We start from the raw sequence: 20,360 nt of genomic DNA, 5'->3' as shown, positions 1-20,360 counted from the left end.
AATACTCAATGACATGGGACGTGGCTCTCATCCTGGGCATCGATGGCCTGGCCAATGGAGCTGTTTACTTGCTCGCCGGGCTGGGACTGGTGCTCATCTTTTCGGTCACGCGGGTGGTCTTCGTGCCCTTCGGCGACGTGGCCGCGTTCTCGGCGCTGACGCTGGCGGCCTTCGAAACCGGTCGCGTGCCGCCGACGATCGGGCTGGTCCTGACATTGGCCGCGCTCGCCGTGCTGACCGAGATCGGCGGCCTGGTGCGGAGGCGCGAGTTCGCGCGAATTCCGAAGGCCTTCGCGGTGTGGGGCCTGGCGCCCGCGGTGCCGTGTCTGCTGGCATGGCTGGCGGCGCGGGCCGGCGCGCCTGCCGTGGTGCAGATCGCGGTCACGGTGCTGCTGGTCGTGCCGATCTCGCCGCTGCTCGCGCGCGTCGTGTTCCAGCCGATCGCCGACGCCTCCGTGCTGGTGCTGCTGATCGTCTCGCTGGCACTGCACTTCCTGCTGTCGGGGCTCGGTCTGCTGTTCTTCGGGCCGGAAGGCTCGCGCACGAAACCGCTGGCGAGCGGGTTCGTCACGCTGGGTGAAGGTTTCACCGTCAGCGGGCAGGTGATCCTGATGGTGGCCTCGGCCATCGTGCTGAGCGGATTGTTCTTTCTCGTCTTCGAACGAACGGTGGCGGGCAAGGCCTTGCGGGCCACGGCCGTGAACCGCGTCGGCGCGCGGCTGGTGGGCATCCGCCCGGCACGCACCGCCATGCTGGCTTACGGCTGCGCGTCGCTGCTGGCGGGCCTGATCGGCGTGTTGATCGCGCCTGTGACGACGATGTACTACGACTCGGGATTCATCATCGGCCTGAAGGCCTTCGTGGCCGCCATCATCGGCGGGCTCGTGAGCTATCCGATGACCGCCATCGGCGCGCTCGCGGTCGGCCTGGTGGAAAGCTTCGCCTCCTTCTGGAGCGGCGCGCTGAAGGACGTGATCGTCTTCAGCCTGCTGATCCCGGTGCTGATGCTGAGGTCCTACCTCAGCACCAGCACCGAAGAGGACGAAGAGGAGGTGGACCAATGAGCCGCCGCACCAACTTCCGGCTGCTTGCAGCCGTCGTCGTCGTCGCGTTCGCGCTTGCGCCGCTGCTCGTCGGCAACTTCACGGTCTCGCTGATGAACGACATCGGCATCGGCGCCCTGGTTGCGCTGGGCCTTGTGCTGCTGACGGGTGTCGGCGGCGCGACCTCCTTCGGACAGGCGGCCTTTGTCGGCATCGCGGCCTATTCGACGGCATGGCTGACCACGGCGCATGGCCTGTCGCCGTGGCTCGGATTGCTGTTCGCGCTGCTGCTGACGGGCCTGTCGGCGCTCGCCATCGGCATGCTCACGCTGCGCCTGGGCGGGCACTTTCTGCCGCTGTCCACCATCGCGTGGGGGCTGTCGATCGCGATGCTGTTCGGCAACGTCGATGCGCTCGGCCGCCACACGGGGCTGTCGAACATCCCGGCGTTGCAGATCGCGGGCTGGTCGCTGGCGGAGCCGCGCGCGATCTACTACCTGATCTGGGTGATCGTGGCGTTCGCGCTGCTGTTCAGCTACAACCTGCTCGAATCCCGGCCGGGCCGCGCCATCCGCAGCCTGCGCGGCGGTGCCACGCTGCTGGCCAGCGTGGGCGCGGATGCGTACCGGGTGCGGCTGTCGCTGTTCGTCACGGCCGCGCTGCTGGCGGGGCTGGCGGGCTGGCTCTATGCCCACATGAACCGCTTCGTGAGCCCGGCGCCCTTCGATGTGCGCGCGAGCATCGAGTACCTGCTCATGGCGGTGGCCGGCGGCCTCGGCCAGTTGGCGGGGGCGCTCGTCGGGTCGGCGCTGGTCCTGATCCTGAAGAATGGCCTGCAGGACGTGCTGCCCATGCTGACGCAGCGGGCGGGGCAGCTCGAGGCGATTGCCTTCGCGACGCTGTTCATCCTGCTGGTGCACTTCGCGCGTGGCGGGCTGATGGGCTTCGTGCGGCGGCTTACGCGAGGGCGCTTCCAGCGGCAAGGCCCTGCCGATGCCGAACTCGCGGTGCCCGTGGCGCCCTTGCCGCATCGCAAGCTGCCGGAGCGCGGCACGCGCATCCTGTCGGTGAACGGCGCCGTCAAGCGCTTCGGCGGCCTGGTGGCGGTGAACGAGGTGAGTTTCGACGTCGACGCGGGCGAGATCATCGGTCTCATCGGCCCCAACGGCGCGGGCAAGTCGACCATGTTCAACCTGCTGACCTGCACCCTCCCGATGACCGCGGGTCAGGTGCGCTTCCTGGATCGCGACATCGCCGGCATGCCGCAGCGCGAGGTCGCGCGGCTGGGCCTGGCGCGGACCTTCCAGCACGTCAAGTTGCGACCGCACATGAGCCTGCTGGACAACGTGGCCCTGGGCGCGCACTCGCGCACCGGCGCCGGCGTCTTGAAAGCCGGGCTGCGCCTGGACCGGGGTGAGGAGCGCCAGATCCTGCAGGAGGCGAAGCGCCAACTCGACCGCATCGGCCTGGGCGATCGCGCGCACGAGCTGGCGGGCAGCCTGCCGTTGGGCACGCAGCGCATTCTGGAAATCGCGCGCGCCCTGGCCGCCGACCCGGTGCTGCTCGTGCTCGACGAGCCGGCCGCCGGCCTGCGGCGCAAGGAAAAGATGGCGCTCGGCGACCTGCTGCGCAAGCTGCGGGAAGAGGGCGTGACGATCCTGATCGTCGAACACGACATGGACTTCGTGATGAAACTCGTCGATCGGCTGGTGGTGATGAACTTTGGCTCCAAGCTTGTAGAGGGCGTGCCCGCCGCGGTGCGCGCGGATGCGCGCGTGCAGGCCGCCTACCTGGGGAGCGTGGTATGAGCGCGATGCTGGAAATCGGTGACTTGCATGTGTCCTACGGGCAGGTGGATGCGGTCCGCGGCGTTTCGCTGTCGCTCGAGAAGGGCCAGATCATCTCGGTCATCGGACCGAACGGCGCCGGCAAGACCACGCTGCTCGCCGCGGCCATGGGCCTGCTTCCCTCGAAGGGCTTGCTGCGCTTCGAGGGCGAGGACCTGCATGGGCTCGATGTCGAATCGCGCGTCGAACGCGGGCTGTGCCTGGTGCCGGAGAAGCGGGAGCTTTTCGGGGACTTGACGGTGCTGGACAACCTCCAGCTCGGTGCGTACACCAAGCGCCTGCGCAGCGATGCGCTGAAGAAACGCCTGCAGTCGGTGTACGACCGCTTCCCTCGCCTGGCCGAGCGCAAGGCGCAGCGGGCCAATACGCTGTCCGGCGGCGAACGGCAGATGCTGGCGGTCGGCCGCGCGCTGATGTCCGCGCCGCGGCTCCTGATGCTCGACGAGCCGAGCCTGGGCCTGGCGCCCTTGATCGTGCGCGACATCCTGACCATCGTGCGCGGCCTGCGGGACGACGGCGTCTCGATCCTGCTGGTGGAGCAGAACGCGCGCGCCGCGCTCGAAAGCTCGGACGAGGGCTATGTGCTGGAGACGGGCGAAATCGCGCTCTCCGGCGCCTCGGGGGACCTTGCCAGCGATCCGCGTGTGCAGGCGACCTACCTCGGGGGCGGAACGCATGACGACTGAGAACGCATTCGACGTGCTGCCCCCCGCAAGCCGCACGGTGCCCGCCATGCTGCAACGGCAGGCGGCGGCCTTCGGCGACCGGGCGCTGCTGTCGATCGCCGGTGTCGAATGGACGCACGCGCAAGCCGCCGGCTTCGTCGCGCGCCGCGCGGCCGCGCTTCAACGCGCGGGCGTGAAGCGCGGCGACCGGGTCGCGGTGATGTGCGGCAACCGGGTGGAAGTGCTCGAAGCCTTCCTGGCCTGCGGCTGGATCGGGGCGGCGTCGGTGCCGATCAACACCGCATCGATGGGGCCGCAGATCCAGTACTTCCTGGCCAACAGCGGCGCGCGCTTGCTGGTGATCGAGGACAAGCTCGTCGACCGCCTGCAGACGGCCGACCTGTCGCAGACCGCGCTGGAGAACATCTGGGTGGTGGGCGACGGCGAGGCGCCGGCCGCCTGCGGCGAAGTGCCCGTCGAGCGCACGCCCGAGTCCGCGGAAGCCGCGCCACCGGCGGACGTGCAACCGGGCGAGACGCTGGCCATCCTCTACACATCGGGCACGACGGGCCCGGCCAAGGGCGTGCTCTGCCCCCATGCGCAGTACTACTGGTGGGGCGCCAACACCGGCCGCGTCCTGGGCGTGGGCGCGGACGACGTGCTGTGCACCACGCTGCCGCTCTTTCACATCAACGCGCTGAACACCTTCGCGCAGGCCGCGCTGGCGGGCTGCAAGGTGGTCTATGCGCCGCGCTTCTCGGCCTCGGGCTTCTGGGGCGCGATGCAGGCCTGCGAAGCCACCGTCGTGTATCTGCTGGGCGCCATGGTGCCCATTCTCCTGGCTCAGCCCGAGGGTCCGGGCGAGCGCGCGCATCGCGTGCGCATCGGCCTTGGCCCGGGCGTGCCGGCCTCCGCCGGGGAGGCCTTCAGGCAACGTACCGGTGTGATGCTCCTCGAAGGCTACGGCTCGACGGAGACGAACTTCGCCATCGCCACGCGCCCCGATTCGCCGCGCTCGGGCGTGATGGGCTGGCTGCAGCCGGGCTTCGAAGCGCGTGTGGCGGACGCGGCGGACACCGCCTTGCCCGACGGCCAGGCGGGCGAGCTGCTGCTGCGGGCCGACGAGCCTTTCGCCTTCGCCGCCGGCTACTTCAACATGCCCGACAAGACGGTCGAGGCCTGGCGCAATCTCTGGTTCCACACGGGCGACCGCGTGCTGCGCGAAGCCGACGGCGCATTTCGCTTCATCGACCGCATGAAGGATGCGATCCGCCGGCGCGGCGAGAACATCTCCTCTTACGAGGTCGAGCAGGTGCTGCTCAGCCACCCGCTGGTCGCGACGGTGGCGGTGTATCCGGTGCGCTCGGAGCTCGCCGAGGACGAGGTGATGGCCTCGATCATCGCCCAGCCCGGCAGCCGGATCGACCTGGTGGCGCTCGCGCGGTATTGCGAGGCCCGCCTGCCGTACTTCGCGATTCCGCGCTACGTCGACATCGTCGACGACCTTCCCCGTACCGAGAACGGCAAGGTGCAGAAGTTCAAGCTGCGCGAGCGCGGCATCACGCCGACGACCTGGGATCGCGCGCCGGCGAAGCGCTGAAAAGCGGCTCGCGCCCGGGCGCCGCAATCTCCCTTTCGACTGCGCGAGCTTGCTCGCCCGTTGGAGTTGGGACTAGAATGCTTTAGGACTGAATCATTTATGGATGATCTTGTTTCGTCTTCGAGTCATATGGAGCACTCATGAAAATCGTCTGCATCGGTGGTGGCCCGTCCGGCCTGTATTTCGCGCTGTTGATGAAGCTGCAGGATCCTTCTCACCAGATCCGCGTCGTCGAGCGAAACCGGCCCTACGACACCTTCGGCTGGGGCGTGGTGTTCTCCGACCAGACCCTGGGCAATCTCCAGTTGGCCGACCCGACCTCGGCCGCGCAGATCCTGGATGCCTTCAATCACTGGGATGACATCGAGGTGAACATCCGCGGCCACAAGATGCGCTCCGGGGGCCACGGCTTCTGCGGCATCGGGCGCAAGCGGCTGCTCAACATCCTACAGCGGCGCTGCGAGGAAGTCGGCGTCGAACTCGTGTTCGAGACCGACGTGCAGGACGACACCGAATACGCCGACGCCGACCTCATCATCGCCAGCGATGGCCTGAACAGCCGCATCCGCACCAAGTACGCCGACACCTACAAGCCCGACATCGACATGCGGCTGTGCCGCTTCGTCTGGCTCGGCACGCACAAGCTGTTCGAGGCCTTCACCTTCGCCTTCGAGCAGACCGAGGCCGGCTGGTTCCAGGCCCACGCCTACCGCTTCGACGACGAGACCTCCACCTTCATCGTCGAGACGCCGGAGCACGTCTGGAAGAAGGCCGGCCTGGACACCATGGAGAAGGAAGACGCGATCGCCTTCTGCGAGAAGCTGTTCGCCAAGTACCTCGACGGCAATGCGCTGATCTCCAATGCAAGCCATCTGCGCGGCTCGGCCCAGTGGATCCGCTTCCCGCGCGTGGTGTGCCAGAGCTGGGTGCATCACAACGGCCGTGCGCCGGTCGTGCTGATGGGCGACGCGGCGCACACCGCGCACTTCTCGATCGGCTCGGGCACCAAGCTCGCGCTCGAGGATTCGATCGAACTCGCGCGCTGCATCCAGAACAAGCCCGGCGACCTCGCCGGCGCGCTGCAGGACTACGAGGCGGTGCGCAGCATCGAGGTGCTGCGCATCCAGAACGCCGCGCGCAACTCCACCGAATGGTTCGAGAACGTCGAGCGCTACGTCAACCTGCCGCCCGAGCAGTTCGCCTATTCGCTGCTCACCCGCAGCCAGCGCATCAGCCATGAGAACCTGCGCCTGCGCGACAAGGCCTATGTCGAGTCCTACGAGGACTGGATGGCCGAGCGCTCGGGCGTGCGCCGCATTGCCGCGCAGTTGCCGATTCCGCCCATGTTCACGCCCTTCACCGTGCGTGGCGTGACGCTGAAGAACCGGGTCGTGGTCTCGCCGATGGCGCAGTACTCCTGCGTCGACGGCCTGCCGGCCGACTATCACCTGGTGCACCTGGGAGCGCGCGCCATGGGCGGCGCGGCCATGGTCGTCGCCGAGATGACCTGCACCTCGCCCGATGCCCGCATCACCCCCGGCTGCCCCGGCCTGTGGAACACCGAGCAACGCGACGGCTGGAAGCGCATCGTCGATTTCGTGCATGCCAATTCCGACGCCAAGATCGCATTGCAGCTCGGCCATGCCGGCGCCAAGGGATCGACGCGCCGGGCCTGGGACGGCATCGACCTGCCGCTGACCGAAGACGGCACCGAGAAGAACTGGCCGCTGATCTCCGCTTCGCCGCAGCAATACCTCGACGGCGTCAGCGACTGGTCGCATGCGATGACGCGCGCCGACATGGACCGCGTGCGCGACGATTTCGTGCGCTCCACGCGCTGGGCCGTGGAGGCGGGCTTCGACTGGCTGGAACTGCACTGCGCGCACGGCTACCTGCTGTCGTCCTTCATTTCGCCGCTCACCAACCTGCGCACCGACGAATACGGCGGTTCGCTCGAAAACCGCCTGCGCTATCCGCTGGAGGTGTTCCATGCCTTGCGCGCGGTGTGGCCTGAGCGTCTGCCGATGTCGGTGCGCATCTCCGCGCACGACTGGGTCGAAGGCGGCATCACGCCCGACGACGCGGTGCAGATCGCGCGCGCCTTCAAGGCCGCCGGCGCCGACATGATCGACTGCTCGTCCGGCCAGGTCAGCAAGAAGGAACAGCCGGTGTTCGGCCGCATGTTCCAGACACCCTTTGCCGACCGCGTGCGCAACGAGGCCGGCATCGCGACGATCGCGGTGGGTGCCATCTCCGAGGCCGACCACGTGAACAGCATCATCGCGGCCGGCCGCGCCGACCTCTGCGCCGTCGCGCGTCCGCATCTGGCCAACCCGGCCTGGACCCTGGCCGAGGCGGCCCGCATCGGCTATCCCGACGTGGCATGGCCCAGGCAGTACCGTGCGGCCAAGGTGCAGCTCGAACGCAACCTCGAGCGCGAGCGCGCCGCCGCGGCGCAGAGCGCGGGCCTTTCCGCGCTTGCGCAGGCCAACCGCGCGCTGGGTGTCTGAATGACGGCGCCGACAGCTTTCCAGGGCAGGCACGCCCTGATCACCGGTGCCGCGCGCGGCATCGGCGCCGAGATCGCGCGCACGCTGGCCGCGGGAGGCGCTCGCTTGACCTTGCTGGGCCGCCAGCGCGAGACGCTGCAAGGGCTGGCCGACGAGCTGCCCGGCAGCGGGCATGCGATCGTGGTGGCCGATGTGGCCGACCCGCAGGCCGTGACAGCCGCCTTCGGCCAGGCCCGGGCGGCGCATGGGCCCCTCGCGATCCTGGTCAACAACGCGGGGCAGGCCGAGAGCGCGCCCTTCCTCAAGACCTCGATCGAGCTGTGGCGGCGCATGCTGGACGTCAACCTGACGGGCAGCTTCCTCTGTGCCCAGGCCGCGCTGCCGGACATGCTGGAGGCCGGTTGGGGCCGCATCGTCAACATCGCCAGCACGGCAGGCCAGAAGGGCTATGCCTACGTCGGCGCCTATACGGCGGCCAAGCACGGCGTCATCGGGCTGACACGTTCGCTGGCGCTCGAAGTGGCACGCAAGGGCGTGACGGTCAACGCCGTGTGTCCCGGCTACACGGATACCGACATTCTTCGCGCCAGCGTCGCCAACGTGGTCGAGAAAACCGGGCGCAGCGCGCAGGACGCCATGGCCGAGTTCTCGGCCGGCAATCCGCAGCGGCGCATCATCCAGCCGGCCGAAGTGGCCGATGCCGTGCGCTGGCTCTGCGGCGAAGCCGCCGCGTCGATCAATGGACAATCCATTTCTGTTTCGGGCGGAGAAGTGACATGAGACACAACGACGCGTCGCATGCCGTTCTGAGCGATGCGAGCGAACTGGGCCACGAGGCCCGTGCCGGCAACGAGGACCATGCGGTCCTCAAGCTGTGGCTGCGGATGCTCGCCAGCACGACCCAGATCGAGAAGGAAATCCGCACCCGCCTGCGGGAGCGCTTCGACATCTCGCTCGCGCGCTTCGACTACATGGCGCAGCTCTATCGCTACCGCGACGGTCTGAGCATGCGCGCACTCTCGCGCTACCTGATGGTGACCGGCGGCAATGTGACCGGCCTGACCGACGAACTCGAACGCGATGGCGCCGTCGTGCGCAAGAGCAGCCCCGACGACCGCCGCTCGTGGATCGTGAGCCTCACGCCGAAGGGACGGCGCAGCTTCGAGATCATGGCCAAGGAGCATGAGCAGTGGATCCTGGAGATGTTCTCCGGGCTGGACCCGAAGACCGTCCAGCAGCTGCATTCCCATCTCGGCGAACTGCGCGTGCACCTGGTGCGCGGCGACCAATGAGCGTGGCGCCTGTCATGCCCTTCACGCGCGAGCGGCTGATCCGCTTTTCGGATTGCGACCCGGCCGGGATCGTCTTCTATCCCCAGTACTTCGTGATGTTCAATGGCCTGGTCGAGGACTGGGTCGAGGAAGGGCTGGGCGTGGGCTACCGGGCGCTGGTGATCGACCGCCGCATCGGCCTGCCCACCGTCCGCCTCGAAGCCGACTTCCGCGCGGTGAGCAAGATGGGCGACCGCGTCTTGCTGACGCTGGAGGTGGAGCGGCTCGGCGGACGCTCCCTCACGCTGGCCTTGCGCTGCACCGGGCCGGGGCCCGAGCGGGAGCCGCGCATGAACATGCGGCAGGTCCTGGTGACCACTTCGCTCGACAGCCACCGCGCCATCGACATTCCGGCCGATCTCCGCGCGGCCATCGAAGGCCGCTGAAACCATCCCGCGGTCAGCGGCCGGGCGTGTCCTTGCAGCCGTCGATGAGTTCGACGGATTGCCGGATGCGCTGGGCGATCTCGTCGTGAAGCAGCCTGGGCGTTCTGCTCACCGCCGCCATGATCAGGGTCGCGGCTCCGAAAGCTGCAAAAAGCCCCACGAACAGCTCTGCATAGGTGAGTGCGCTCATTTTGATCCCCTGGAGTTGGAGGGCCCGAAGCCGGGACGAGCCGCGAGTCTGCCTGCGGCCTCCACCCCCTTCAATACGCCATTTGGAGCAGGCCGCTCGGCGAGGTCCGGCGATCGGCTATTGGACGACCAGCCCGTCGAGCGCCGGATTCGAGGGTGGCAGCTTGAGCTTCATGTCCCGCAGCGTCTTGACCAGAAGGCGCGCGATCATGAGGTTGCGATGGTGCTTGTTGTCGGCCGGCACCACGTACCAGGGCGCGTAAGAGGTCGACGTGGCCGACAGCGCCTTCTCGTAGGCCTGAACGTAGGCCTCCCACTTCTTGCGCGCGTCCAGGTCGCCCATGGCGAATTTCCAGCGCTTGTCCGGCTCGTCGATGCGCGCCTGCAGGCGCCCGCGCTGTTCGTCCTTGCTGATGTGGAGCATGCACTTGATGACGACCGTGCCCGTCTCGCCGAGCAGGCGCTCGAAGTCGTTGATCTGCGCATAGCGCCGGCGCGCCTCGGCCTTGTCGATCCAGCCCTCGACCACCGGCACCAGCACGTCTTCGTAGTGGCTGCGGTTCCACACCGAGATCTCGCCGTTGCGCGGCACCACCGCATGGCAGCGCCACAGGAAGTCGTGCGCCCGCTCATCCTCGCTCGGTACCTTGAAGGCGGCCACCCGGACGCCCAATGGCGAGGTGCGCGAGAACACCCAGCGGATGGTGCCGTCCTTGCCGCTCGTGTCCATGCCCTGGAGCACCAGCAACAGCTTTCGTCGGCCTTCGGCGTGCAGCAGGTTCTGCAGCTTGTCGAGCTCGATCGCCAGTTCATCGAGCTGCGCGCTCTGGGAGCCTTCGGCGCCGTCAAGGAAGGGCGTATCGCCAGGATCGATGCGCGCGAGCTTGAAGCCCTCGCCGACGCGGTATTTCTTGAAGCTGACCATGGGTTGGAATTTCTTTTCGGATTCTGGACAGCGCAGCCTACGCGAAGTCCAGCGGGCGCTCATTCGTCGTCCGGATCCAGCGATGCGCTCCAGCGGCTGTCCCAGTCGGCATGCCGCGCGCCGTCCAGCTCGCGCCGGTCGCGCTTGGTCGGGCGGCCCTGTTCGATGCTGAGTGCGGGCTCGCTGCCCATGCGGCGCTGCTCGCGCGCGGCGGCCTGCGCGGCCAGGCTCTCCGGCGTCTCCTCGTAGAGCTGTTGAGCGATCGGCGCCGGTCCGCGCTGCCCGCTGATGCCGCGCACGAGGACGATGCGATTGAGCGCGCCCAGCCGTATGGTGACCGCGTCGCCCACCTTCACTTCGCGCGAGGCCTTGGCGACGTCTCCGTTGACCTGGATGCGGTTCTTGCCGATTTCCTCGGCGGCGAGAGAGCGCGTCTTGAAGAAGCGCGCGGCCCAGAGCCATTTGTCGATGCGAAGACGGTCCATGTTCAGTTGGGTTGACGCGTGCCATTGTCGCGCGCCAGCGGGAGATGCACCACGGCATCCATCCCGACCACGCGTCCGCCGGATTCCCTGGTGTCCAACGCGATGCGGCCGCCCAGGGCGAACACGATCTCCTGGCAGATCGCGAGTCCGAGGCCGGAGCCGCTCGTCACGTCCCCGGCCGCGAAGGGCGCGAAGAGGCGCTGGCGCAAGAGCTCGGAGATGCCCGGGCCCTCGTCGCGCACCGCCAGCACCGCCATGTCGCCTTCGGCGCGCACCTGAACCGCGAGCGTCGCGCCGCGCGGACTGTGCTTGATGGCGTTGTGCAGCAGGTTGCGCGCGAGTTCCTGCAGCATCCAGAGATGCGCGAGCACCGTCACCGGCGCCGTCCCGATCGACAATTCGAAATCGAGCGCCTTGTCCGCCACCAGCGGCGAAAGGTCGATCGCGACCTGGCGCACCGCCTCGCCGAAGTCCAGCGCGACCGATTCCGGCCGCTGCCTCAATTGCTCCACCTTGGCCAGCGAAAGCATCTGGTTGGCGAGCGCGGTCGCGCGCTCCACCGTCTGGCTGATCTCGTCCAGCGCCTGCCCGGCCGGCACGTCGCCCCGGCGCGCGGACTGGACCTGCGCCTTGAGCACGGCGAGCGGCGTGCGCAGCTGATGGGCGCTGTCGCGCACGAAGCGCTTCTGGTGGTCCAGCAGACGCTGCAGGCGGCCCATGACCTGGGTGGTGGCGTCGACCAGTGGCCGGAGTTCGCGCGGTGCTTCGGGCGCATCGATGGGCGAGAGGTCATCGGCGGCGCGGCCCCGGATCGCCTCGCCGAGTTCGCGCACCGATCGCGTCGCGCGATGCACCACGAAGACGGTCACACCGGCGATCACGGCCAACAGCACCAGCTGGCGCCAGAGCGTGGCCACCAGCAGCCTGCGCGCCAGCGTTTCGCGCAGTTCCAGCGTCTCGGCCACCTGGACCACGGCCATGGCGCGGCCTCTCGAGCTGGCCACGGGCTGCAGCATCACGGCCACGCGCACGGGCATGCCTCGAAACCGGGCGTCGTAGAAGTCGACCAGCGCCGCGTAGGGCGGCAGGTCCGGCAGCCTGCCGCGCCAGAAGGGGAGTTCGTCGAAGCCGGAGACCATCTCGCCGTCGAGCGCCGACACGCGGTAGTACATGCGGCTCTTGTTGTCGGCCTCGAAGGCTTCGAGCGCCGAGTAGGGGACGACGGAGCGCAGGCTCGCGGCCTCGTCGTAGCCCTCGACGTCGAGCTGCTCGCCGATGGTCTTCGCGGAGGCGAGCAAGGTGCGGTCGTAGGCGGTCGTCGCGGCGGCGAGGCTCTGGCGGTAGAGGCTCACGCTGTTGATCACGACGAACAGCGCGACCGGCGCCAGGATGCCCAGCAGCAATCTCGCGCGCAGCGAAGAGACGGGTCTCATGCGTCTTCGCGCAACAGGTAGCCCAGCCCGCGCAGTGTCATCAGCACCGCACCCGTGCCGACCAGCTTCTTGCGCAGCCGGTACACGACCACCTCGACGGCCTCGTACTGGACGTTCATCTCGCCGGGAAACACCAGTTCGAAGAGGCGCTCCTTGGTCACCACGTGGCCGGGCTTGACCATCAGCGCCTTCAGCAGCGCAAGTTCGCGCGGCGTGAGTTCGAGCACCTCGGCGCGGTAATAGATGGCACCACTGTCGGATTCGTAGCGCAGGCCGCCCACCTGCTGCGGGTTGGCCGGCGAATCCATGCCCGCGCCCTGGTGGCGCCGGTGCAATGCGCGGATGCGTGCCTCCAGCTCGTCGAGGTCGAAGGGCTTGGGCAGGTAGTCGTCCGCGCCCGCGTTGAGGCCGACGACGCGATCGCCGACCGTGCCGCGCGCGGTCAGCAGCAGCACGGGCGTGCGCAGTCCGGCAGCGCGCCCCCGCGCCAGCACGTGCAGGCCATCGAGGCCGGGCAGGCTGAGATCGAGGGCCACCACGTCGGGTTCGAGCGCGCGCCACAGGTCGACGGCCTGCGCGCCGTCGCCGCACAGGCGCACGTCGATCTGCCGGCGCCCGAGCGTGCGCTGCAGCGTTGTTTGCATCGAGGGATCGTCTTCGATCAGCAGCAGCTTCATGGCCCGGATTTTGGTGTTTACCCCAGTCTGGTGGACAGCCAACTGACAGCGGGGCTGCGCATCATAGAGGCGTTCAGATTCTGCAATCCAAGGAGACATGCATGCGTCGAGATACTTTTCTGAAGTCGATGGCCGCGCTCGCGGCGACGGGATCGCTGCCGCTGTCGGCCTGGGCCGCCACCAACGTCAAGATGATGATTCCGGCCAACCCCGGCGGCGGCTGGGACACCACGGGCCGTGCGCTGGGCAAGGCCCTGACCGATGGCAAGCTGGCCGACACGGTGACCTACGACAACAAGGGCGGCGCGGCCGGCGCGCTCGGCCTGGCGCAATTCGTCAACGGCTCCAAGGGCGATCCGAATGCCATGATGATCATGGGCGCCGTGATGCTCGGCGGCATCATCACCGGCAAGCCGCCGGTCAGCCTCTCGCAGGCCACGCCCCTGGCGCGCATCACGAGCGAATACAACGTCTTCGTGCTGCCGGCGAATTCGCCGCTCAAGACCATGAAGGATGTGGTCGAGCAACTCAAGAAAGACCCGGGCAGCGTCAAGTGGGGCGGCGGTTCGCGCGGCTCCACCGAGCACATCGCCGCGGCCATGATCGCGCAGCGGGTCGGCGTGGATCCGGCCAAGATCAACTATGTCGCCTTCCGTGGCGGCGGCGAGGCCACGGCGGCCATCCTGGGCGGCAACGTCACCATCGGCGGCAGCGGCTACAGCGAATTCGCCGAGTACATCCACGCCGGCAAGATGAAGGCCATCGCCGTCACCTCCGCCACGCGCCTGCCCGGCATCAGCGTGCCGACGCTCAAGGAGCAGGGCATCGACGTCGAGATCGGCAACTGGCGCGGCGTCTACGGCGCGCCCGGCATCAGCGCCGCGCAGCGCAAGGCACTGACCGACATGATCCTGGCGGCCCTCAAGACCCCTGCGTGGAACGAAGCCCTGAAGAAGAACGACTGGACGCCGGCCGTCCTGGCGGGCGACGACTTCGCCAGGTTCGTCGACGACGAGTTCGCGAGCCTGCGCGCGACGATGGTCAAGTCCGGCATGGTCTGAGCGCACGGCGCGCTCCCTTTCTTGATGACATGCGAGGCCCGGAAGAATGTCCGATACAGACCCCCTATCCCTCCCCGCTGCCTGGCCGCAGACACTGGTCGGCGCGGGCGTGCTCCTCACCGGCCTGGCGCTGGCGTTCGGCGCGATCGGCATCTCGTCCGAAGCCGGCTACGGCGGCGTCGGCCCCAACTTCCTGCCCTGGCTGGTGGCGATCGTCCTGACCCTCTGCGGCGCCTGGATCCTGTGGGAATCGCGCACGGGCGGCTTCCGCGAACTGGAGCCGCCCACGGGCGCGGCGCACGGCAACTGGGCAGGCTTCGTTTGGGTGTCGGCCGGGCTGCTGTTGAATGCGGCGCTCATCACCAGCATCGGCTTCATCTTCAGTTGCACGCTGTGCTACTTGCTTGCCGTGCAGGGACTGCGCCGCGCGAGCGGGCAGGGCGGCGTCAATGCACCGCGCACCTGGCTCGTCGACACCGTGACCGGCATCCTGATCGCCGCTCCCGTGTTCTGGATGTTCACGCAGTTCCTGGCGATCAACCTGCCGGGCCTGACGACGACCGGGTGGCTCTGACATGGACATCTTCAATGCGCTGATGGCCGGCTTCTCGGCCGCGATCACCCCGGCCAATCTGCTGTGGTGCCTCGTCGGTTGCGCGCTCGGCACCGCCGTCGGCGTTCTGCCCGGCATCGGCCCGGCCGTGGCGGTGGCCATGCTGCTGCCGATCACCGGCAAGGTCGACGTCACGGCCTCGATGATCTTCTTCTCGGGTATCTACTACGGCGCCATGTACGGCGGCTCGACCACCTCCATCCTGCTGAACACGCCGGGTGAGACGGCCAGCATGGTGACGGCGATGGAGGGCAACAAGATGGCCAAGAGCGGGCGCGCGGGCGCGGCGCTCGCCACGGCCGCCATCGGCTCCTTCGTCGCCGGCACCATCGCCACCGTGATCGTCACGCTGTTCGCGCCCTTCGTGGCCGAATTTGCCGTGAAGCTCGGACCGCCCGAGTATTTCCTGCTGATGCTGCTGGCCTTCACGACGGTCAGCGCGGTGCTCGGCAAGAGCACCTTGCGCGGCATGACGGCACTGTTCATCGGGCTGGGGGCGGGCTGCATCGGGCTGGACCAGATCTCCGGGCAGGGCCGCTACACGGGCGGCATTCCGGAGCTGCTCGACGGCATCGAGATCGTGCTGGTCGCGGTCGGCCTGTTCGCCGTCGCGGAGGTGTTGTACGCCGTGATGTACGAAGGCCGCGTGGTGGAGGCGCAGAACAGGCTCAGCCGCGTGCACATGAGCGCGAGCGACTGGAAACGATCGATCCCGGCCTGGCTGCGCGGCACGGCGATCGGCACGCCCTTCGGCTGCATTCCGGCCGGCGGCACCGAGATCCCGACCTTCCTGAGCTACGCGACCGAGAAGAAGCTTGCAAAGGCCGATGTCAAGGCGGAGTTCGGCAGCGTCGGGGCGATCGAAGGCGTCGCGGGGCCCGAGGCCGCCAACAATGCGACCGTGACCGCTGCGCTGATCCCGCTGCTGACCCTGGGCATCCCGACCTCGAACACCACGGCCATCCTGCTCGGCGCCTTCCAGAACTACGGCATCCAGCCCGGGCCGCAGCTCTTCACCACCTCGGCCGCATTGGTGTGGGCGTTGATCGCCTCGCTCTACATCGGCAATGTGATGCTGCTGGTGCTGAACCTGCCCATGGTCGGGCTGTGGGTCAAGCTGCTCAAGATCCCGAAGCCGCAGCTCTATGCGGGCATTCTGATCTTCGCGACCGTGGGGGCCTATGGCATGCGCCAGAGCGCCTTCGACCTGGTGCTGCTCTACGCCATCGGCGTGCTGGGCGTGGTGATGCGGCGCTTCGACTTTCCGACCGCGCCGGTGGTCGTGGGCATGATCCTCGGACCTCTCGCGGAGGCGCAGTTGCGCAACGCGATGTCGATCGGCGAGGGCAGTGCCGCCGTGTTCTTCCAGCGCCCGATGTCGATCGCGCTCATCGTCATCGTGCTGGGCGTGCTGCTTCTGCCGCGGCTGGCCAAGCGCATGAGCGACAGGAGGCTGCGCGCCACGGCCCGCTGAGCCGGGCGCCCCCTGCGCACCGGACGACCGGCGAGATGCCGACAGCTGTCGTGCGAGGAGACGGTTTCTTCATCGAAAGGGAATATCAACGAGAGAAACCACGGTTAATTGACAATCTTTCTTCACAGAAATAGACAATTGATAAATATCGTACCGCCATTTGAATTACGGGAATTGGCCCAATAACGCCATCTAGAATGCGGTGCAATGCTGCCAATGGGTGGCAATGAAGAAGTCCGACGAACAATGAGGCCGGCGCACCCGATGCGCCCAGGAACCTCAGGCAGGGAGCGCCGTGAAGCGCATTGTTGAAAGCAAAGCATCTCGCGGCGGCGAGAGGGCCATGAGGGCGTACTGGCCGAGGGGATTCTTCGGCTGGTTGGGCTATCTGCTGGATCATCGATTGCATGGCTACCAGCGACCTGTCGATTGGACTTCGGTGTGGGCCCTGGAGCACAGCGGCTACGGCCTGATGGTGTGCGCCGGCGATGCTGTCCTGCCGCTGCTCGGTGACGAAGTGGATGTCTTTCGCCTCGTGGCGGCCGGCCTCGGTGATCCGGAGATCGCCACCCTCATGCATCTCGCCGAGCCAAGGATTCGTGCGCTGCGACGAAAGATCGTCGATCAGCTCGGAGTTTCGCAACAAGCCGAGTTGGCCGCAATCGCCGCAACACACGGACTCAATGTTCAATCTCTGCGCGCCGCAGCCGGCTGAGCCGGCCGCTTCTGCTTCTGTCTCTCCCTCGTCCTTCAGTTCGCGTCCGAGCCGATGCCGAGCCCGGCGCTGGTGGTCGCCGCGATGCCGGCACCCTTGATGCGCTGGACTTCGGCCACGAACTCCGGGCCGTTGCGCATGCGCTGGTACATCGCGACCTGCGAGCGGTAGGCCGGGTTGCCAGGGTCGAAGTTGTCCCGCTGCGCGACCTCGGCCAGCCCCGACCTGATCCAGAGGTTGAGGTCCGCCGCGATCTCCGCGCGGCTCAACGCGCCCCCGCTCGCGTCGGGCGGCCCGACGCGAAGCTCCTGCGGCGCCTGCGCCACCGCGCGGCTGGCCGCGAAATCCGCGGCGACGGCCGCACGGCTGAAGCTGCTCGCCATCGGGATCGGAGCCCCGACCCATTGTTCGGCAGGGACGGTCTGGGCGGACACGGCGCCGGCGAACGCAAGCGCGGACAGACCGAAGAGTTGCCTGGCATTCATCATCAAATCTCCTTAGGCTCTGGTGTGTGAGCGCGGGAATCGCGGCCATCACGGGGAGTGACTGTGTCGCGCCGGCGCCTTCCAGGCTGTGCGTTTGCGCACAGCTTTCCTCAATCGGCCACCCTGCCGCCGGAGTCGACCATGGTGCTCGAACGTTCCAGCCTCGCCCTGCGGCACATCGCGCTGCTGGAGGGGCTGTCCCGGCAGAGACTGGATCGGCTCGCCCAGCAGTGCCGGTGGCAGAGCATCTCGGCGGGGCAGCCCTTGCTCTTGCGCTCCGAACAGAAGAGCGACGTCTACTTCCTGGTCTCGGGCCAGTTGCGCGTGACGACCTACTCGGCCAATGGGCGGCAGGTCACCTTTCGCGATCTGCAGGGCGGCGAGCATTTCGGCGACATCGCGGCCATCGACGGCAAGGCGCGTTCGGCCGACGTGGTCACGCTCAAGCCCAGCGTGGCGGCGAGCCTGGATCGCGATGCCTTCCTGGACCTGCTGCAAGACGAGCCGGTGGTTGCCGGCCGCGTGATGCGAGGCCTGGCGGCGCTGGTGCGCCAGTTGTCCGAGCGCGTCATCGACCTCAGCACGCTGGGCGTGCAGAACCGCGTGCAGGCCGAACTGCTGCGCATGGCGCGCGCCGCGGGCGTCTCCGGCAACCAGGCGCGCCTGGACCCGGCGCCGACCCATGCCGAGTTCGCCAGCCAGATCGGCACGAATCGCGAACAGGTGACTCGCGAGTTCAACGCGCTGCGGCGCGACGGCGTGCTGGCGAAGGAAGACAAGGCCCTGCGGGTGACCGATGTCGAGAGGTTGGCGCGCATGGTGGCTGAAGTGCGGGGAGCGGTCTAGCTCGTCGCCGGCTCGCCCCCGATCGACTCGACCGAAGCTCCCCCCATTTTGGGATCGCAAATGTCGTATCCCGTCCGGCGGATGGCGCGAACCCGGCATAAGCCCTAATGTCCCCGGAACCGCACCCCCCACGCGCCGTTGCAGCAGGGGGCGTTGCTGGAGGAGAAGCTCGATGGCATTCACGTGGGACGGCCGCTTGCTGATGTGCGTCGCGAGCCTGCTCGCGTCTTCGCTGGTCAGCGCTCAATCTCCCAGCGTGGTCGGCATCGTCGAAGGCAGCGCCACGCTGATCCGCCAGACCACGCGCTACGCGCTCGCCGAGGGCGTGGCCTTGAGCGACCAGGACATCATCGAGACGGCACCCGGCGCCTTCGCCCAGATCGAACTTCCCGGGGGGGTCCTGGTCGGCATCGGTGAGTCGACGCGGCTGATGCTGCGCCCTCACGTCGCCAAGGGGCTGACGGCGCCGCCGCTGTATCTGCTCCAGGGCTGGCTCAAGACCAGCGCCGGCGGCGACTTCGGCTATGCGAGCCCCACTTTCGAGATCGCGACCCAGGCCGCCACTAGCGTCGTCTACACCACGGGTGCGCAGTACGAGGTGTTTCTCGAAAGCGGCGCTGCCAAGCTGACGCCGCGCCAAGGCACGCCGGCGGTCGCGCAACTGGCCGGCGGCGACTTCGCGCAGCGGCGTGAGGGCGCCGCACCAACCGTCGCACGGCGCGCGACGCCCGAGTTCCTGGCCAAGGTGCCGCGCCAGTTCCGCGACCGTCTGCCCGCGCGCGGCGAGCAGTTCGCCAAGCGCAATGTGGCACCCAAGGCGCTCGGCGAGATCGGCTACAGCGATGTGGCCGCCTGGCTGCGCACCGAACCGGCGCTGCGACTGCCGCTGTTGCCGCTGTGGCGACAGCGCGCAACCGACCTGACCTTTCGCGCGGCGGCCAAGGCCGATCTGGCGCAGCACCCCGAATGGGAACCTTATGCGGACCCCGAAGGCTATGCACGCCGCATGGCGGAAGAGGCCGAGCGTCGGCGCGYGCGCGAGGCCGCGCGCCAGGCAGCCAGGGCCGCCCGGGCCGCCGCAGCCGCGGCCGCGGCTGCGGATGGCACCGGCGTCGGGGGCAAATCGCAGTGAACCGTGGCGCCTCTGGGCGCAACTCAGCGACTGTCACGGACAGCCGGGACTGGAGAATCTTTCATGGGCCTTCTGCTTAAGTTCAATCTGATCTTCCTGGTGGTCTTCGTCGCGGGGGTGGCCGGCGCCGGCAAGGTTTCCCACGACATGCTGCAAGGCAACGCCAAGCAGGAGGTGCTCGACCACGCGCGCCTGACGATGGAGAAGGCGGTGGCGATTCGCTCCTACACCAACGATCAGATCCGCCCGCTGCTCGAAACGCAGATGAAATACACCTTCCTGCCGCAGTCGGTGCCGGCCTATTCCGCGACCGAGGTGCTGGCGACGCTGGCCAAGAGCTTCCCCGACTACACCTACAAGGAAGCGACCCTGAATCCGACCAACCTGCGCGACCGGGCGGTGGACTGGGAAGCCGACATCGTGAATCGTTTCCGCACCCAGGCCGACCAGAAGGAGTTCGTCGGCGAGCGCGAGTCGGGGACCGGGCGGTCGCTCTACATCGCGCGCCCGCTGCGCATCACGAATGCCGCCTGCCTGGCCTGCCACAGCACGGCCGAGGCGGCGCCGCGCACGCTGATCGACAAATACGGCCCATCCAACGGCTTCGGCTGGCAGATGAATGAAGTGATCGGCGCGCAGGTGGTGTCGGTGCCGATGTCGGTGCCGCTGGCGCGCGCCGACCAGGCTTTCAAGGTCTTCATGGCATCGCTCATCGGCATCTTCGTGGCGATCGGCATCGTGCTGAACCTGATGCTCTACCTGCTCGTGATCCGGCCGGTGACGCTGCTGTCGAAGCTGGCCAACCGCGTCAGCATGGGCGAACTCGAAGCCCCGGAATTCGCGGCGAAGGGCCATGACGAAATCGGGACGCTGGCGGATTCGTTCAGGCGCATGCGCAACAGCCTCGACCAGGCGATCAAGATGCTCGACGCATGAGCTTGAG

General features: G+C 67.9%; 21 protein-coding genes. 15 read left to right on the top strand and 6 right to left on the bottom strand.

Annotated elements, in window-relative coordinates:
• The first annotated feature begins 8 nt into the window (after positions 1 to 8).
• From AC1DNF_RS06935 to AC1DNF_RS06900, 8 genes are all read left to right on the top strand, one after another.
• A complete protein-coding gene (locus AC1DNF_RS06935; RefSeq protein ID WP_478147832.1) occupies positions 9 to 1,064 on the top strand; it encodes a branched-chain amino acid ABC transporter permease in 1,056 nt (351 codons plus the stop codon).
• Positions 1,061 to 2,851, top strand: coding sequence for a branched-chain amino acid ABC transporter ATP-binding protein/permease (locus AC1DNF_RS06930; protein WP_478147831.1), 1,791 nt, complete (start codon positions 1,061 to 1,063; stop codon positions 2,849 to 2,851). Before AC1DNF_RS06935 ends, AC1DNF_RS06930 begins: the two co-directional genes overlap by 4 nt.
• Complete coding sequence (locus tag AC1DNF_RS06925) at positions 2,848 to 3,576, top strand: ABC transporter ATP-binding protein (protein ID WP_478147830.1); 729 nt, start codon at positions 2,848 to 2,850, stop codon at positions 3,574 to 3,576. Before AC1DNF_RS06930 ends, AC1DNF_RS06925 begins: the two co-directional genes overlap by 4 nt.
• Entirely contained in the window at positions 3,566 to 5,155 is a 1,590-nt protein-coding gene (locus AC1DNF_RS06920; protein ID WP_478147829.1) for an ATP-dependent acyl-CoA ligase, read from the top strand. The genes AC1DNF_RS06925 and AC1DNF_RS06920 overlap by 11 nt, the downstream gene beginning before the upstream one ends.
• A gap of 140 nt (positions 5,156 to 5,295) precedes the next feature.
• A complete protein-coding gene (locus tag AC1DNF_RS06915; protein ID WP_478147828.1) occupies positions 5,296 to 7,665 on the top strand; it encodes a bifunctional salicylyl-CoA 5-hydroxylase/oxidoreductase in 2,370 nt (789 codons plus the stop codon).
• Complete coding sequence (locus tag AC1DNF_RS06910; protein ID WP_478147827.1) at positions 7,666 to 8,445, top strand: SDR family NAD(P)-dependent oxidoreductase; 780 nt, start codon at positions 7,666 to 7,668, stop codon at positions 8,443 to 8,445.
• A complete protein-coding gene (locus AC1DNF_RS06905) occupies positions 8,442 to 8,957 on the top strand; it encodes a MarR family winged helix-turn-helix transcriptional regulator (protein WP_478147826.1) in 516 nt (171 codons plus the stop codon). Before AC1DNF_RS06910 ends, AC1DNF_RS06905 begins: the two co-directional genes overlap by 4 nt.
• A 14-nt stretch (positions 8,958 to 8,971) precedes the next feature.
• Positions 8,972 to 9,382 carry an acyl-CoA thioesterase gene (locus tag AC1DNF_RS06900; protein WP_478147825.1) on the top strand — a complete coding sequence of 137 codons (411 nt, stop codon included), beginning with the start codon at positions 8,972 to 8,974 and terminating at the stop codon, positions 9,380 to 9,382.
• A gap of 13 nt (positions 9,383 to 9,395) precedes the next feature.
• On the opposite strand, the gene AC1DNF_RS06895 is transcribed toward AC1DNF_RS06900, so the two are convergent.
• From AC1DNF_RS06895 to AC1DNF_RS06875, 5 genes are all read right to left on the bottom strand, one after another.
• Positions 9,396 to 9,572 (bottom strand): hypothetical protein, encoded by a 177-nt coding sequence (locus AC1DNF_RS06895; protein WP_478147824.1) that lies wholly within the window; start codon positions 9,570 to 9,572, stop codon positions 9,396 to 9,398.
• 117 nt (positions 9,573 to 9,689) lie between these two features.
• Positions 9,690 to 10,496 (bottom strand): PPK2 family polyphosphate kinase, encoded by an 807-nt coding sequence (locus tag AC1DNF_RS06890; RefSeq protein WP_478147823.1) that lies wholly within the window; start codon positions 10,494 to 10,496, stop codon positions 9,690 to 9,692.
• Between the two features lie 59 nt (positions 10,497 to 10,555).
• The gene (locus tag AC1DNF_RS06885; RefSeq protein ID WP_478147822.1) at positions 10,556 to 10,981 is read right to left on the bottom strand and encodes an RNA-binding S4 domain-containing protein; all 426 of its coding nucleotides are present in this window, start codon (positions 10,979 to 10,981) and stop codon (positions 10,556 to 10,558) included.
• Between the two features lie 2 nt (positions 10,982 to 10,983).
• Complete coding sequence (locus tag AC1DNF_RS06880) at positions 10,984 to 12,414, bottom strand: sensor histidine kinase (RefSeq protein ID WP_478147821.1); 1,431 nt, start codon at positions 12,412 to 12,414, stop codon at positions 10,984 to 10,986.
• Positions 12,411 to 13,091, bottom strand: coding sequence for a response regulator (locus tag AC1DNF_RS06875; protein ID WP_478147820.1), 681 nt, complete (start codon positions 13,089 to 13,091; stop codon positions 12,411 to 12,413). The genes AC1DNF_RS06880 and AC1DNF_RS06875 overlap by 4 nt, the downstream gene beginning before the upstream one ends.
• 101 nt (positions 13,092 to 13,192) lie before the next feature.
• On the opposite strand from AC1DNF_RS06875, the gene AC1DNF_RS06870 reads away from it, so the two are divergent.
• The 4 genes from AC1DNF_RS06870 to AC1DNF_RS06855 all read left to right on the top strand — a co-directional run bounded on the left by AC1DNF_RS06870 (position 13,193) and on the right by AC1DNF_RS06855 (position 16,954).
• Positions 13,193 to 14,152, top strand: coding sequence for a Bug family tripartite tricarboxylate transporter substrate binding protein (locus AC1DNF_RS06870; RefSeq protein ID WP_478147819.1), 960 nt, complete (start codon positions 13,193 to 13,195; stop codon positions 14,150 to 14,152).
• Between the two features lie 46 nt (positions 14,153 to 14,198).
• Positions 14,199 to 14,726: a tripartite tricarboxylate transporter TctB family protein gene (locus tag AC1DNF_RS06865; RefSeq protein WP_478147818.1), complete on the top strand. Its 528-nt coding sequence runs from the start codon at positions 14,199 to 14,201 to the stop codon at positions 14,724 to 14,726.
• A 1-nt stretch (position 14,727) separates the two neighbouring features.
• The gene (locus tag AC1DNF_RS06860) at positions 14,728 to 16,239 is read left to right on the top strand and encodes a tripartite tricarboxylate transporter permease (RefSeq protein ID WP_478147817.1); all 1,512 of its coding nucleotides are present in this window, start codon (positions 14,728 to 14,730) and stop codon (positions 16,237 to 16,239) included.
• A 295-nt stretch (positions 16,240 to 16,534) separates the two neighbouring features.
• Positions 16,535 to 16,954 (top strand): helix-turn-helix domain-containing protein, encoded by a 420-nt coding sequence (locus AC1DNF_RS06855; RefSeq protein WP_477925131.1) that lies wholly within the window; start codon positions 16,535 to 16,537, stop codon positions 16,952 to 16,954.
• A gap of 35 nt (positions 16,955 to 16,989) precedes the next feature.
• Here the strand turns inward: AC1DNF_RS06855 and AC1DNF_RS06850 are convergent, their stop codons facing one another.
• The gene (locus AC1DNF_RS06850) at positions 16,990 to 17,439 is read right to left on the bottom strand and encodes a hypothetical protein (protein ID WP_478147816.1); all 450 of its coding nucleotides are present in this window, start codon (positions 17,437 to 17,439) and stop codon (positions 16,990 to 16,992) included.
• 141 nt (positions 17,440 to 17,580) lie between these two features.
• Between AC1DNF_RS06850 and AC1DNF_RS06845 the strand changes: the two genes are divergently transcribed.
• The 3 genes from AC1DNF_RS06845 (at position 17,581) to AC1DNF_RS06835 (ending at position 20,353) form a co-directional block, all read left to right on the top strand.
• Entirely contained in the window at positions 17,581 to 18,285 is a 705-nt protein-coding gene (locus AC1DNF_RS06845) for a Crp/Fnr family transcriptional regulator (RefSeq protein WP_478147815.1), read from the top strand.
• Between the two features lie 172 nt (positions 18,286 to 18,457).
• A complete protein-coding gene (locus AC1DNF_RS06840) occupies positions 18,458 to 19,417 on the top strand; it encodes a FecR family protein (RefSeq protein WP_478147814.1) in 960 nt (319 codons plus the stop codon).
• 63 nt (positions 19,418 to 19,480) lie between these two features.
• Positions 19,481 to 20,353: a Tll0287-like domain-containing protein gene (locus tag AC1DNF_RS06835; RefSeq protein WP_478147813.1), complete on the top strand. Its 873-nt coding sequence runs from the start codon at positions 19,481 to 19,483 to the stop codon at positions 20,351 to 20,353.
• The last annotated feature ends 7 nt before the right edge of the window (positions 20,354 to 20,360 follow it).

This window comes from Variovorax sp. 01T432 (genome assembly GCF_056398605.1).
The sequence above is the reverse complement of the archived record's forward strand: the minus strand, read 5'-3'. Positions and strand labels throughout refer to the sequence as shown.

Bases quoted from the DNA above. Each gene is read 5' to 3' on its own strand.
- AC1DNF_RS06915 (WP_478147828.1), top strand. From the start codon at position 5,296: ATGAAAATCGTCTGCATCGGTGGTGGCCCGTCCGGCCTGTATTTCGCG.
- AC1DNF_RS06865 (WP_478147818.1), top strand. From the start codon at position 14,199: ATGTCCGATACAGACCCCCTATCCCTCCCCGCTGCCTGGCCGCAGACA.
- AC1DNF_RS06885 (WP_478147822.1), bottom strand. From the start codon at position 10,981: ATGGACCGTCTTCGCATCGACAAATGGCTCTGGGCCGCGCGCTTCTTC.
- AC1DNF_RS06900 (WP_478147825.1), top strand. From the start codon at position 8,972: ATGCCCTTCACGCGCGAGCGGCTGATCCGCTTTTCGGATTGCGACCCG.
- AC1DNF_RS06880 (WP_478147821.1), bottom strand. From the start codon at position 12,414: ATGAGACCCGTCTCTTCGCTGCGCGCGAGATTGCTGCTGGGCATCCTG.
- AC1DNF_RS06925 (WP_478147830.1), top strand. From the start codon at position 2,848: ATGAGCGCGATGCTGGAAATCGGTGACTTGCATGTGTCCTACGGGCAG.
- AC1DNF_RS06905 (WP_478147826.1), top strand. From the start codon at position 8,442: ATGAGACACAACGACGCGTCGCATGCCGTTCTGAGCGATGCGAGCGAA.
- AC1DNF_RS06860 (WP_478147817.1), top strand. From the start codon at position 14,728: ATGGACATCTTCAATGCGCTGATGGCCGGCTTCTCGGCCGCGATCACC.
- AC1DNF_RS06835 (WP_478147813.1), top strand. From the start codon at position 19,481: ATGGGCCTTCTGCTTAAGTTCAATCTGATCTTCCTGGTGGTCTTCGTC.
- AC1DNF_RS06890 (WP_478147823.1), bottom strand. From the start codon at position 10,496: ATGGTCAGCTTCAAGAAATACCGCGTCGGCGAGGGCTTCAAGCTCGCG.
- AC1DNF_RS06930 (WP_478147831.1), top strand. From the start codon at position 1,061: ATGAGCCGCCGCACCAACTTCCGGCTGCTTGCAGCCGTCGTCGTCGTC.
- AC1DNF_RS06895 (WP_478147824.1), bottom strand. From the start codon at position 9,572: ATGAGCGCACTCACCTATGCAGAGCTGTTCGTGGGGCTTTTTGCAGCT.
- AC1DNF_RS06850 (WP_478147816.1), bottom strand. From the start codon at position 17,439: ATGAATGCCAGGCAACTCTTCGGTCTGTCCGCGCTTGCGTTCGCCGGC.
- AC1DNF_RS06935 (WP_478147832.1), top strand. From the start codon at position 9: ATGACATGGGACGTGGCTCTCATCCTGGGCATCGATGGCCTGGCCAAT.
- AC1DNF_RS06875 (WP_478147820.1), bottom strand. From the start codon at position 13,091: ATGAAGCTGCTGCTGATCGAAGACGATCCCTCGATGCAAACAACGCTG.
- AC1DNF_RS06920 (WP_478147829.1), top strand. From the start codon at position 3,566: ATGACGACTGAGAACGCATTCGACGTGCTGCCCCCCGCAAGCCGCACG.
- AC1DNF_RS06870 (WP_478147819.1), top strand. From the start codon at position 13,193: ATGCGTCGAGATACTTTTCTGAAGTCGATGGCCGCGCTCGCGGCGACG.
- AC1DNF_RS06910 (WP_478147827.1), top strand. From the start codon at position 7,666: ATGACGGCGCCGACAGCTTTCCAGGGCAGGCACGCCCTGATCACCGGT.
- AC1DNF_RS06845 (WP_478147815.1), top strand. From the start codon at position 17,581: ATGGTGCTCGAACGTTCCAGCCTCGCCCTGCGGCACATCGCGCTGCTG.